At 45.6% G+C, this 12,874-nt stretch carries 11 protein-coding genes; 1 reads left to right on the top strand and 10 read right to left on the bottom strand.

All coding sequences use genetic code 11. The annotated features are described in order from the left end of the window. Positions 1-17: 17 nt before the first annotated feature. From V7O64_RS05110 to V7O64_RS05085, 6 genes are all read right to left on the bottom strand, one after another. Positions 18-425: a pyridoxamine 5'-phosphate oxidase family protein gene (locus tag V7O64_RS05110; protein WP_407356945.1), complete on the bottom strand. Its 408-nt coding sequence runs from the start codon at positions 423-425 to the stop codon at positions 18-20. A gap of 128 nt (positions 426-553) precedes the next feature. Then, entirely contained in the window at positions 554-1,147 is a 594-nt protein-coding gene (gene pdxT / locus V7O64_RS05105; RefSeq protein ID WP_407356944.1) for a pyridoxal 5'-phosphate synthase glutaminase subunit PdxT, read from the bottom strand. A 62-nt stretch (positions 1,148-1,209) separates the two neighbouring features. Then, a complete protein-coding gene (gene pdxS, locus V7O64_RS05100) occupies positions 1,210-2,106 on the bottom strand; it encodes a pyridoxal 5'-phosphate synthase lyase subunit PdxS (protein ID WP_407356943.1) in 897 nt (298 codons plus the stop codon). Positions 2,107-2,229: 123 nt separating this feature from the next. Then, positions 2,230-4,746 (bottom strand): DNA gyrase subunit A, encoded by a 2,517-nt coding sequence (gyrA, locus tag V7O64_RS05095; RefSeq protein ID WP_407356942.1) that lies wholly within the window; start codon positions 4,744-4,746, stop codon positions 2,230-2,232. A gap of 11 nt (positions 4,747-4,757) precedes the next feature. Further along, positions 4,758-6,662, bottom strand: a complete 1,905-nt coding sequence (gene gyrB / locus V7O64_RS05090; RefSeq protein ID WP_407356941.1) for a DNA topoisomerase (ATP-hydrolyzing) subunit B — start codon at positions 6,660-6,662, stop codon at positions 4,758-4,760. Between the two features lie 222 nt (positions 6,663-6,884). Continuing rightward, the gene (locus V7O64_RS05085) at positions 6,885-7,937 is read right to left on the bottom strand and encodes a hypothetical protein (protein WP_407356940.1); all 1,053 of its coding nucleotides are present in this window, start codon (positions 7,935-7,937) and stop codon (positions 6,885-6,887) included. Between the two features lie 143 nt (positions 7,938-8,080). Here V7O64_RS05085 and V7O64_RS05080 point away from each other — a divergent pair, with 143 nt between their 5' ends. Continuing rightward, entirely contained in the window at positions 8,081-8,626 is a 546-nt protein-coding gene (locus V7O64_RS05080; RefSeq protein ID WP_407356939.1) for a DUF2115 domain-containing protein, read from the top strand. Between the two features lie 58 nt (positions 8,627-8,684). Here V7O64_RS05080 and V7O64_RS05075 read toward each other — a convergent pair whose 3' ends face one another. The 4 genes from V7O64_RS05075 to V7O64_RS05060 all read right to left on the bottom strand — a co-directional run bounded on the left by V7O64_RS05075 (position 8,685) and on the right by V7O64_RS05060 (position 12,822). Continuing rightward, complete coding sequence (locus V7O64_RS05075; RefSeq protein WP_407356938.1) at positions 8,685-9,299, bottom strand: 4Fe-4S binding protein; 615 nt, start codon at positions 9,297-9,299, stop codon at positions 8,685-8,687. Positions 9,300-9,458: 159 nt separating this feature from the next. Further along, the gene (locus V7O64_RS05070; protein ID WP_407356937.1) at positions 9,459-9,818 is read right to left on the bottom strand and encodes an HTH domain-containing protein; all 360 of its coding nucleotides are present in this window, start codon (positions 9,816-9,818) and stop codon (positions 9,459-9,461) included. Positions 9,819-10,048: 230 nt separating this feature from the next. Further along, a complete protein-coding gene (locus V7O64_RS05065) occupies positions 10,049-11,521 on the bottom strand; it encodes a homoserine O-acetyltransferase (RefSeq protein WP_407356936.1) in 1,473 nt (490 codons plus the stop codon). Beyond that, positions 11,518-12,822 carry an O-acetylhomoserine aminocarboxypropyltransferase/cysteine synthase family protein gene (locus V7O64_RS05060; RefSeq protein WP_407356935.1) on the bottom strand — a complete coding sequence of 435 codons (1,305 nt, stop codon included), beginning with the start codon at positions 12,820-12,822 and terminating at the stop codon, positions 11,518-11,520. The genes V7O64_RS05065 and V7O64_RS05060 overlap by 4 nt, the downstream gene beginning before the upstream one ends. Between the last annotated feature and the right edge of the window lie 52 nt (positions 12,823-12,874).

Below are 12,874 nucleotides of genomic sequence, written 5' to 3'. Positions count from 1 at the left end.
AAAAAAGACCGAAGTTATCAGAGTAACTTCTTTCCCGCTTCAGGTCCGCTCTTGCACTCAAAGACATCGGTTATCTTCATCTTGACAAGGTATCTTGCAGGGAAGCGGTCACTCTTTGCCTTTACTATCTTGCGCATTTCCTCGTATTCCTCTCCACGGTCAATGATCTTGATGTCACCTTTTATCTGGAAACAACCGTTTATGTCCGGTCCCCATACATATATTGCACATTTTGGATTTTCCCTGAGGTTCTCCATAGTCTTGAGGAAGTAGTTGTCGACGATCCATATTGTCTCAGCATCTTCCTGAAGCATACACATCCCGATGGGGATTACGTTTGGTACACCGTCTTTGGAGGCTGTTGCCAGCGGAAATATCTTCATCTTTGCAAATTCTGTTTTCATCTCATCGGTTAATTTTACCATTGTTTTCACCTTTGCATATCAAAATTAGGAAAGCAAATAGTTTACACACCAATGAAGTTTAAACTTTTTCATCAGTAGGTCCCGGGTAAACTAAGAGAACAATGATATCAAACGGGCAAAAAAAGAGATCAGAACAATTTATCCAGGAAGTACTGGTGAACCCTCAGGTCATCGGTAAGTTCGGGATGAAAAGCCAGTGCCAGAATATTCTCCTGCTCTGCAGCCACGATCATGTCATCGATGCTTGCAAGGATTGTAACATCCTTTCCAGCCTCTACAATCCCGGGTGCCCTGATAAATACTGCATTGTATGGTGTATCCAGAAACGGAAGTTCAAGTTGGAACTCAAAGGAATCACGCTGCCTTCCGAATGCATTCCTGTTAACTCTGGTATCCATAAGGCCCAGAAGATGCTGATGTGTTTTTCTTACCTGCTCGTCACCTTCAGTTGCCAGCAGGATAAGGCCTGCACAGGTTCCCATGATTGGCTTGCAGGCTTCGTTCATGTCCCTTATCTCATCTGCGATGCCCTCACGTATAAGCAGTTTTCCAAGAGTTGTACTTTCTCCCCCGGGAAGCACAAGTGCATCACATCCAGGGACAATTCCTTTGTGTTTGATGGTTACTATCTCGGCTTTTTCGCCACGCTGCTCAAGTGCCTTTTCAAGAGCTTCGACGTGTTCGGAAACATCTCCCTGAATAGCAATAACACCTAGCTTCATAAGATCACGTTTTAGTTGGTTTGAAGTAAATTAAATAAAATCAAAAAAGATTGTGGATGGGTTTACCATCCACGTGTCTGTAAGGCTTGCTCCTGTGGAATTGTATCTACGCTGATACCCTTCATACCTGAACCGATCCCCTTTGAGATCTGCGCAAGTACTTCGGGGTTGTCGTAGTTGTTAACAGCCTCAACGATTGCCTTTGCCATCTTCTCAGGGTTCTCTGCCTTAAAGATTCCTGATCCGACAAAAACACCGTCAGCACCAAGGCGCATCATAAGGGCTGCATCTGCAGGTGTTGCAACACCGCCTGCTGCAAAGTTGACAACAGGAAGACGCTGCATCTGGGCAGTTTCCAGCACAAGCTCTATGGGTGCTTCTATTTCGCGGGCAACGGCTATCATCTCTTCCTTTGTCATACCCTTAAGGGCACGGATCTCCCCCATGATCTGTTTCATATGCTTTACAGCCTCGCTGACATCTCCGGTTCCTGCCTCACCCTTTGTGCGTATCATGGCTGCACCTTCGTTTATTCTGCGAAGTGCTTCACCAAGGTTCCTTGCGCCACAGACAAAAGGAACAGTGAACTGGGTTTTATCAATGTGGTACTTATGGTCAGCAGGTGTGAGCACTTCTGACTCGTCCACCATGTCAGCACCAAGGGCCTGCAGGATCTCGCCTTCTACGAAGTGGCCGATACGTGCCTTAGCCATAACAGGGATTGTAACAGTGTCAATGATCTCAGCTACCATCTGCGGGTCAGCCATTCTGGCAACACCGCCCTCTTTCCTGATATCTGCCGGTACTGCCTGTAATGCCATGACTGCAACAGCACCTGCTTCCTCTGCTATCTTTGCCTGCTCCGGTGTGGTCACATCCATGATTACACCGCCTTTCTGCATCTTTGCAAAGCCGCGCTTAATAAGCTCAGTACCGTGTCTTAATTTTTCAAGTTCCATAATATCATCCTGAATTGGTTATACTAAGTTTTGTCAGACTAGATCTGGTTATACAAATTTGGTCATACGATTTTTTATGCCTAGCTACTCAGCCTACTACATATAGTTAATGCTTTAAAGCATTTACATCTGCTTTTCATCCGTCCTTATCCTTGCAACACCAACAACCTTATCGCTGGACCGGACATTCATTATCCTGACTCCCTGGGTGTTCCTGCCCTGTACGCGGACATCTTTCACAGGGATACGGATGATGATACCCTCAGAACTTGTGAGCATGATATCATCTTCGTCGTGGACCGCCTTCACATTGATCACCGGTCCGTTACGCAGGCTTGTGACTATGGTAATGACACCCCTGCCTCCTCTGTGCATGGCCCTGTACTCATCGAACTGAGTCCTCTTACCGAACCCATTCTCTGTCACAGTGAGCAGTGATGCAGTCTCATCTACCACATCAAGGCTTACCACCATATCACCGGATTCCAGGTTCATACCACGGACACCTCTGGCACTGCGTCCCATCACACGGACCTCACTCTCATGGAACCTTATTGCTTTGCCATGCATCGAGACCATGACAACATCCCTTGATCCATCAGTAAGGGCCACGTTCACAAGCTCATCCTCATCGGCCAGGCTTATAGCGATTATCCCTTTTTTGCGAGGATTGCTGAAATCGGAAAGCTGGCTCTTCTTAACAGTACCCATACTTGTAGCCATGAAGAGGAACTCATCTTCCTTGAACTCGCTTACAGGTATCATTGCAGTTACCAGCTCCCCTTCTCCAAGTTCAAGCAGGTTCACAATGGCCTTGCCACGGGACTGCCTGCTCCCCTCGGGTATCTCATATACCTTGCGCCAGTGAACACGTCCCTGATTGGTGAAGAACATGATATAATCGTGGGTTGATGCAACAAATATGTCCACAACGAAATCCTCCTCCTTGGTATCCATTCCGATGACCCCTTTTCCGCCTCTGTGCTGCTGGGAGTATGTATCCACAGGAAGCCTCTTGATGTAGCCACTGTTGGTGATGGTGACCACCATATCTTCCTCAGGGATAAGGTCCTCGGTCTCAAGTTCATCAATAGATGACCTGATGGCTGTCCTGCGCTCATCACCAAAACGGTCTTTCAGATCAGCAAGTTCTTCCCTGATGATACCGTATTTCTTTTCATCACTTGCGATTATCTCCATGTAGTCTGCAATCTGCCTGAGGAGCTCCTCATATTCATCATCGATCTTCTGTCTTTCCAGACCGGTGAGTTTCTGCAGGCGCATGTCAAGGATTGCCTTTGCCTGTATTTCATCCAGTCCGAATTTGGAAATGAGACCTTCCCTTGCTTCATCCACGTTAGCTGAGGAGCGTATGAGTGAAATTACTTCGTCCAGATGGTCAAGAGCGATCTTTAAGCCTTTCAGTATGTGAGCCCTGTCCTCAGCCTTCTTCAAAAGGAACCGGGTACGCTTCTGTATAACATCGATGCGGTGCTCCAGGTAGATGCGAAGTATCTGTTTGAGGTTCAGTTCCCGGGGTACATCGTCCACAAGTGCGAGGTTGATTATACCAAAGGTTGTCTGCATCTGTGTGTGTTTGTAGAGCTGGTTCAGTACGACATTTGCATTCGTACCGCGACTCAGTTCAACCACAACCCTTATCCCGTCACGGTCGGATTCGTCACGCAGATCCGAAACTCCGGTCACTTTCTTTTCTCTTACAAGGCCTGCAATATCCTCTACCAGCTTTGCCTTATTGACCTGGTAGGGAAGTTCTGAAACAACTATCCTGAACTTATCCTTTTTCATTTCTTCTATCTCAGCGACTGCTCTCACCTGTACCCTGCCACGGCCTGTTTCATAAGCTTCCTTTATCCCGTGGGATCCAAGTATTACACCGCCCGTGGGGAAGTCAGGTCCTTTGATAGCAGTCATTAACTGAGGAATTGACACTTCCGGATTGTCGATCATCATCAACGTTGCGTTGATGACCTCGGTAAGGTTGTGGGGTGCCATGTTGGTTGCCATACCTACAGCAATACCTGTGGAACCATTAATTAGCAGACTTGGGAGCTTTGCCGGAAGTACTACCGGTTCCTGCAGAGAACCATCATAGTTGGGACGTGTGGGAACAGTTTCCTTCTCGATGTCAGCAAGCATCTCGTCGCAGATCTTATCCATACGCACTTCTGTGTAACGCATTGCAGCAGCAGCATCTCCGTCAATTGAACCGAAGTTACCCTGTCCGTCTATGAATGGATATCTCAATGAGAAGTCCTGTACCATCCTGACAAGGGAATCGTACACAGCAGTGTCACCATGCGGATGGTACTTACCAAGAACGTCTCCCACTACACGGGCAGACTTCTTGTAGGCTTTGTCATAGGAGATACCTGCTTCCTTCATGGCATAGAGTATCCTTCGGTGGACAGGCTTGAGGCCATCCTTTGCATCCGGTAAGGCACGGCTCACAATTACACTCATGGCATAATCCATGAAGGATTTCTTCATCTCGTCCTCGATCAGGATTGGAACGATCTTTTCACCGGTATCAGTTGGCTGGATATCAAAAGGAAGTTCATCTTCCGGGGTGTTCCGGTCATTGCCCTGAACATTGTCATTATCAATATTATCTGCCATTTTTCCTCACCTCAGATGTCCAGATTTGCAACGTCCTTTGCATGTGTTGTTATGAACTGCTTACGAGGGGCGACATCATCTCCCATCAGTATGGTGAATATCTCATCTGCAGCAACGGCATCTTCCATTGTCACCTGCAGGAGTGTTCTGGTATCAGGGTTCATGGTAGTTTCCCAGAGTTGCTCCGGGTTCATTTCACCAAGACCCTTGTAACGCTGTATGCTGACGTTCTTATCACCAATCTCTTCCAGTTTTGCTGCAAGCTCACGGTCAGAGTAGACATAATGATCTTTCTTTCCTTTCCTGGCAAGATAGAGGGGAGGCTGTGCTATGTACACATAACCGGCATCTATCAGGGGTTTCATGTATCTGAAGAACAGTGTAAGTATAAGTGTCCTTATGTGTGCTCCATCAACATCAGCATCTGTCATTATGATCACTTTATGATAACGTGCCTTCTCAATGTCATAATCATCACCGATACCTGTCCCCATTGCTGTAATAAATGAAATTATCTCTTCGTTCTTGAGGATCCTTGCCAGACGTGCCTTCTCAACATTGAGGATCTTGCCCCTGAGAGGCAGGATGGCCTGGAATTTGCGGTCCCTTCCCTGCTTTGCAGAACCACCTGCAGAATTTCCTTCAACAAGGTAGATCTCGCTTAAAGACGGATCCTTTTCCGAACAATCTGCAAGTTTTCCGGGCAATGTGCTCACCTCAAGGGCGTTCTTCCTGCGGGTCAGTTCCCTGGCCTTTTTTGCAGCCTCCCTTGCACGCTGTGCATCCAGTGCCTTCTGGAGGATAACATTGGCAACTTTCGGGTTCTCTTCCATGTATTCGGCAAGACCTTCAGAGACCATGGATTCCACAATTCCCTTCACCTCACTGTTACCTAGTTTGGTCTTGGTCTGTCCCTCAAATTGTGGTTCCGTTATCTTGGCACTTATGATAGCAGTGAGCCCTTCACGGATATCCTCCCCGGACAGTTTTGCATCGCCTTTTGCAAGATTGTTCTTTTTGATGTAATCATTGGCAACCCTGGTCAGTGCAGCTTTAAAACCAACAAGATGCGTACCGCCTTCATGAGTGTTTATGTTATTGACAAAGGAGAAAACAGCTTCAGCATAACTGTCCGTATACTGCATAGCTATCTCGACAATGGTGTCATCCTTTATCCTTTCAAAGTAAATGGGCGATTCATGCAGGGAATTCTTGTTGTGGTTGAGGTGTTCCACAAAAGAAACAATACCGCCTTGGTACTCGAACACTTCGCCCACAGGTTCATCTTCGCGGTCATCCGATATGCTGATCCTGATACCTCTGTTAAGGAACGCAAGTTCACGAAGCCTTGTGGCCAGTGTGTCGTATGCGAACTTCGTGGTTTCAAAGATCCGGGTATCCGGCATGAATGTGATCTTTGTTCCTGTACCCTCAGCTTGTCCGATCTCCAGCAGCTCATCCAGAGGTGTTCCCCTTTCATAGCGCTGATAATAGATCTTACCGTCACGTTTGACCTCTGCTTCCAGCCATTCGGACAGGGCGTTGACAACGGACACACCGACCCCGTGCAGACCACCGGATACCTTGTAAGTGTTCTTATCGAACTTACCACCGGCGTGCAGAATGGTCATTACAACCTCAAGTGCTGATTTGTTGTATTTTGAATGCATCCCGACCGGAATACCTCTTCCATTGTCCTGGACTGTGATGGTCCCGTTACTATTTATCGATACATCTATCTGTGTACAGAATCCGGCCAGTGCCTCGTCAATGCTGTTGTCCACCACCTCATATACAAGGTGATGCAGGCCCCTGCCATCGATACTTCCGATATACATACTCGGACGTTTCCTTACAGCCTCAAGCCCTTCAAGCACCTGGATATTACTTGCATCATAAGCCTGTTTTTCACTCATTTGAATGCAGCTCCGTGAAAAATTCATAATATTAATTAATAATGTTAATAGGTCCACGTCAATAACGTCTGCTAGTCAGTCCCTCAGAATACAGCCTAAGAAATATCTGTTTTACATCTCTCGTTTCTTATTTTATCTAAAACATCCGGCATCTAATATGTATTCATGCTTATTAAATGTTTATATAATTCCGATTAAATAAGTTTAAATAAAGATTGACAGTCAATGCCTTGCTTTCATGTAGATATTACCCACAGGTATCAGCGTTGCAACAATATACACGAGTCCGCCTATTATAGGTATCGCACTGACAAGAAGTAATACCAGAAGACCAAAGGCCATTTCATTCACAGTTTTTGAGGTCTTGCCTATTTTCAGCAGCAAGTACCTTCCGATCCATATGGAGGCGATTATCCTTGCAACATAAAGCATTATTAACAGAATTATCAGCAGGATGAGTCCCAGTGGGATACCTATCAAGGTAACAAATAGCAGCAATGTGATCATGACCGAGACTATTGTAACCAGCAGTCCGGTAAGAAATGCCTTTCCCGGTGATTCCGATGTCTTTGCAGCAATATCCTCCAGGTAGTTTGGCCATATTGCCAGTCCAATGAGTCCTATAAGGACCAGGGCAAGGTAGGAAATAAGCCCACGGATCATGGATGAGGCAATTCCTCCATTCTCATGGTAATCCGTCTGGTAATAATGAAGCTCCTTTCCAACAGTTCCTTCCTTGATATTAACTTCGGAAGAGCTTCGGTATTCCAGATTGCCAGCAATACTGGCTTTTGGCGATATTGTTATTTTCTCTGCATTCAGGTCCGCATTTCCTCCTACACTGCCTTTAATATCGATCTCTTTCGCAGACCCTGTGAGATCTTCTCCTACTTTACCTTCCATTGTGAGTTTACCGGTGGTGGCTAAAAGGTCCCCGGAGATGTTCCCTGAATTGGAAAGCACGGTTTCACCGGCAATTGCTATCACATCATCCTGCACGCCTCCCTCAATTATGAGTGTGCCTGCTGCAATCCTGATATCGTCACCGACAGTGCCGCTGATAATAACATTCCCTGCGGCAACGATCAGGTCTTCTTCTATGGTTCCTTTGACTTGGACCGTGCCACCGGCAGCTATCACGTCACCTCTTACAATTCCTTCAATTATGACCTTTGCACCGGTAACGATCACATCATCATCAATAATACCATCAATGACAACCGTATCCCCGCTTTCTACGATGGTGAATGCTGCCGCTGTGTTGATGAATACCATTAAAAATAAAAACAATAACAGTGAATGTGTTAATAACCGTAAGCTGATTTTCATGTAGTATCCCTTTCTCACTTACGTTAAATATCTATGGTACTGATGGATTAAATGTTTGTGTGATAACAAATTCAACTGATCAGGGAAAGATGGATAAAAACTTATGTACTATCAGATGGAACCAGTCTTCTGAAATGTACGCATCAGAATTGCTCACTGCTCTTCAAAAAGAAAGCAGGGGTATCAGCAATGCAGACATTAGTCTTGCAAGGGCTTATGCCATGGAAGCTGTGAGCTATGTTCCTGAACCTTACAAGACCATCTATTCATCGGATTATTTTACTTTTCTTTATGAAAGCTTCCTGGAGCTTAAAAAACGCTGTCCTGATGCACTAATTGTAAAGCAGGAAATAGATTGTGATGCATATAAGAGAGCTCTTTTCAGAATCCGGGAAAAAAACGATTCAGCTGACACTAAAAAAGATGCTATGAACCGTTTCATCAGTATTGTTCACATCTATCTCACATTCATACTGAGAAAACCACTGCATCCGGTGGGAATGGTCTTTCCGGGAGGGTTGAAGATAAGTGAGGATGGCAGTGAATACTATTGTCCTGTCAAAGATAAACAGTCAGAAAGCGGTATATCATTTTGTGAGTTTTGTATATGCCGGGACAGTGAAGAACTAAAATGACCCGATATTCATAATAAAAAGGAAAAAGAGGAATATCCTGAATTTTTAGGGGACTTATTCAGGCCTTAAAAGACAGTGCATTTGTGGGGCATGCTGTAATACATCTTCCGCATTTGATACAGTCCGGCCTGATGCTATTGGTATGGACATCAAGCTGCATGGGACAGCTCTTTTCACATTTGTTACAGTCAATGCACTTCGATCCTTCAACCTGCAGCTGATATTTATGTCCGCCTATCAGGTTCTGTACGGTTCCCATAGGGCAGAATGTACACCATGTGCGCGGACTGATACTTGCACCGGCAATCAGTGCAATTGTCGTTGTTACAAGACACATTATAACAAAAACCATGCCTATCTGGTTTATGAGTCCCTGTGTGCTGAGAAGTCTGTATCCCATAAATCCCATCATCATAATAAACAGGGGAATCCTGACCCAGAAGCTCCTGAATATTGGCGGTATCTTCCTGTTTCGTGTGATCTTCCCTACCCAGAAATCGTTGAAACTTCCTCTGGGACAGAGATTACCACAGAACCATCTCCCTCTGAAGAAGCTTGTAATAAGCAGTGTTGCAAACACAAGCAACAGGAAATATCCAAGCAACGGGAACCAGAGTCCTGCAATTGATACGATAATGACAAGTATTCCAATATATGGTGTGATCCTTAGCATATGATTTTCCTCTTTAGATCGTGATTTTGATATTTTGTCCTGATAAATAAAATGCATTATCGGAATGAATTATCGGTTATTGACTGGCATTTACATGTATGTGCATTTTGTATCTATATGGCCTCAGATAGCTCTTTGGCATTTCAACTGTTAATGTCATTAGTTTTCATCTGCCCATGACTGCAGTTCGCTGTCCACCCTTTTGACCCAGCTGTTCACGATCTCCATTATAAGTGCATGGATGTCCTTCTTGCTTCGGATCCTGTAGACAAAGAAGTATCCTCCTCCATCCATGTTGTTCTGGGAACGGATGAGTATCTTTCTTTCATAGAGTTTCTTAACGCTTCGCTGCACAGTTGAAAGGTTCAGTTCAAGCTCTTCTGCAATAGCTTCTGTTGTGAGCCATTCCTGTCCATATTGAAGGAAGTATTTCAATATATGAAGTTCAGCCTTTGTAAGGTTCAGGCCACACTTGATTACAGCTTCGATCTCAAACTCTTTACACGCAAAATCTACCATATGATACCTCTATTATTTGGCAGTACTGTAGTTATATGTCAGCTGTATATAAAGGATTGTAAGTACTGACGTTTAGCATAAAATAATGAAAGTACCGTGCTAAAAACAGATCAAAAGGTTACAAGCAAGATAAAAAAGGCTACATGCATGATCAAAAGTGGATAAAAAAGAAAGAAAGAAAGAAAGAAAGAAAGAAAACGGTTACAAAAGGAGATTATGTATCAACAGCACTAGCGGTATCCTCCCATCAGCCTGTTGATCTCTTCACTGCCAATGATACCTGTTATCCTTTGATTCTCATCGACCACCGGCAGGGCCGATATGTTATTCTGCTCCATCTTCTTTGCAGCACTTTCGATGTCATCGCTTCCTTTTACTGTAATGACATCCTTTGTCATTATACCCTCAAGGGTCCTGCATTTCAAAGCAACAGCCTTGGATATGTCCCAGGAGGTAACAATGCCTGCAAGTTCACTATCCCCGTTGATCACAGGTAGATGAGTGATCCCGTTCTCAAACATAACCTTTGCCATTTCCTCAATACTGATACCCTGCCTTATAGATACTATATCGGTCTTCATAACATCGGAAACCATGGTATGCGAAAGGAAATTCCCTATAAGGTATCCCAACTGACCCGACTCAAGCAGGAAAGCATCATGCCCGTAATTAGATTCTATCTCCCGGTAGGTTACATCCAGGTCATTTGCACTTAAGGCCGAGACCATTTCCCTGGACTGGTATGGAGGATACAGCCAGTCCGAACTGACGGCAACTACCAAAAACTTTGCTTTTGCTCGCTTCATTCCCTCTATCAATGATCCTTCCACTGCGAGGTCAAAATAATCCAGTGCCTTGGTTATGTAGAGATATGAATTTGCATCAAAGCGCCGGGTAAATGATTGCCCCTGATAATGCAGGTAACTCTCTACCTCAAAATCAAAACCAAGATTGTAATCATATTTCTCCTTGTCCTGCAGCCTCCTTCCGAATTTCTGGTGCATTGAAGCATCACTAAGGTAGGTTATGTGTCCTATCATCCTGGCCAGTGCGAGGCCATGGATCGGTGCAGGTCCTGAGTAGTAATCCCCGTTATTCCATTTGGGGTCGGACAGTATGGCCATCCTGCCAACCTCGTTGAATGCTATCTGCTGGGGTGAGGAACGGGCTGTGCTAGCTATGACCACAGCCTTGGCCAGGCATTGCGGATATGAAACTGACCACTGCAGGGCCTGTACACCTCCCATTGATCCGCCTATGACAGCAAAGAGTTTCTGTATGCCCAGATGGGATACCAGTTCTTTCTGTGCTTTCACCATGTCTGCAATGGTAATGAAAGGGAAATCAGTTCCATAAGGTTTACCGGTTTGCGGGTTTACGGACATGGGCCCGGTAGATCCCTTGCATCCGCCCAGGACATTGGAACAGATAACAAAGTACCTGTCCGTATCAATGACCTTCCCGGGTCCTATCAGGATATCCCACCATCCGGGTTTTGTCTCACCTGTATGCAGGCCTGCTGCATGTGCATCTCCTGTTAGTGAATGGCAGATGAGTATCGCATTGCTTTTCTCAGGGTTAAGCTTCCCGTAGGTCTCATAAGCCAGCTGTACTCCGGAAAGCTTCTTTCCGCTGTCAAGTACAAGATCACCGGGAAGACTGAAAACCTCAGTTCTTACAATTCCAACAGATCCTTTCTTCATGCTTTCTGTGCCCTCTCAAGTGCCTGGTCTATATCTGCTATCAGGTCTTTTACATCCTCAAGTCCCACGGACATCCTTATGAAATCCTCTGTCACACCTGTGGCCAGTCTTTCTTCCCTGGTGAGTTGCTGGTGTGTGGTGGAAGCCGGATGGATCACAAGTGTCTTTGCATCACCGATATTTGCCAGGTGTGATAGAAGCTTTACACTGTCGATGAACTTCTTTCCTGCTTCAAGACCACCCTTTATCCCGAATCCGAGGATAGCTCCATACCTGCCATTCAGGTACTTTGTGGCCAGCTCATGACTTTGATGATCCTTTAATCCCGGGTAGTTCACCCATGCAACAGCAGGATGTCCTTCAAGGAACTCTGCTATCTTCTGTGCGTTACTGCTGTGCCTTTCCACCCTGAGAGGAAGTGTTTCCAGTCCCTGGAGGAAGAGAAATGCATTGAACGGACTCAGTGCAGGTCCCAGGTCACGTAGAAGATGCACCCTTATCTTGATTATAAAGGCAATGTTGCCAAGGCCTGGAAAATCCCCGAAGGTCTCCCAGTATTTGAGGCCATGGTAGCCGGGGTCAGGTTCTGTAAGTCCCGGGAACTTGCCGTTGTCCCAGTTGAACCTGCCGGAATCAACTACAAGGCCGCCTATTGAAGTGCCATGCCCTCCCAGGAACTTGGTTGCCGAAAGCACAACGATATCCGCACCAAAGTCAATGGGCCTTGTAATGCCAATACCAACCGTATTGTCCACTATAAGTGGTATCCCTGCATCATGTGCTATCTTTGCTATTCTCTCAAGGTCCGGTACATCAAGTTTCGGGTTTCCGATTATCTCTGTGTAGATGGCCTTTGTCTTTTCTGTGATGGCCTTTTTGAACTCTTCGGGTTTTGTGGAATCCACAAAATGTACCTTTCTTCCAAGCTGAGGGAAAGTATTGTTGAATAACTGGTATGTTCCGCCATAGAGATTGTCCCCTGCAACGATCTCATCTCCAAGACCGGTGACTCCAAGCAGCGCAAGGGTTATTGCAGACATTCCGGAAGAAACGGCCACTGCCCCGGTACCACCTTCGATGGCAGCCACTCTTTTCTCAAGGACATCAGTGGTAGGATTCATGAGCCTGGTGTAAATGTTGCCAAATTCCTTGAGTTCAAAGAGATTGGCAGCATGTTCTGCATCCCTGAATGTATATGCCGCTGTCTGGTAGATAGGTACTGCACGTGCCCCGGTCACAGGGTCTGGTTCCTGTCCTGCGTGCAGAGATAATGTATGTGGCCCGTATTTCTTGTTTTCCATGTTGTTTTCTCCTGTGTGTTCCCTTGTACTGTATTTTCTGAGTGTTTTTCTG

This window comes from Methanolobus sp. WCC5, assembly GCF_045690325.1.
Classification (GTDB): Archaea; Halobacteriota; Methanosarcinia; order Methanosarcinales; family Methanosarcinaceae; genus Methanolobus.
The sequence above is the reverse complement of the archived record's forward strand: the minus strand, read 5'-3'. Positions and strand labels throughout refer to the sequence as shown.

Coding starts and splice junctions, on each gene's coding strand:
- V7O64_RS05110 (WP_407356945.1), bottom strand. CDS start 425: ATGGTAAAATTAACCGATGAGATGAAAACAGAATTTGCAAAGATGAAG.
- pdxT (WP_407356944.1), bottom strand. CDS start 1,147: ATGAAGCTAGGTGTTATTGCTATTCAGGGAGATGTTTCCGAACACGTC.
- pdxS (WP_407356943.1), bottom strand. CDS start 2,106: ATGGAACTTGAAAAATTAAGACACGGTACTGAGCTTATTAAGCGCGGC.
- gyrA (WP_407356942.1), bottom strand. CDS start 4,746: ATGGCAGATAATATTGATAATGACAATGTTCAGGGCAATGACCGGAAC.
- gyrB (WP_407356941.1), bottom strand. CDS start 6,662: ATGAGTGAAAAACAGGCTTATGATGCAAGTAATATCCAGGTGCTTGAA.
- V7O64_RS05085 (WP_407356940.1), bottom strand. CDS start 7,937: ATGGTATTCATCAACACAGCGGCAGCATTCACCATCGTAGAAAGCGGG.
- V7O64_RS05080 (WP_407356939.1), top strand. CDS start 8,081: ATGGATAAAAACTTATGTACTATCAGATGGAACCAGTCTTCTGAAATG.
- V7O64_RS05075 (WP_407356938.1), bottom strand. CDS start 9,299: ATGCTAAGGATCACACCATATATTGGAATACTTGTCATTATCGTATCA.
- V7O64_RS05070 (WP_407356937.1), bottom strand. CDS start 9,818: ATGGTAGATTTTGCGTGTAAAGAGTTTGAGATCGAAGCTGTAATCAAG.
- V7O64_RS05065 (WP_407356936.1), bottom strand. CDS start 11,521: ATGAAGAAAGGATCTGTTGGAATTGTAAGAACTGAGGTTTTCAGTCTT.
- V7O64_RS05060 (WP_407356935.1), bottom strand. CDS start 12,822: ATGGAAAACAAGAAATACGGGCCACATACATTATCTCTGCACGCAGGA.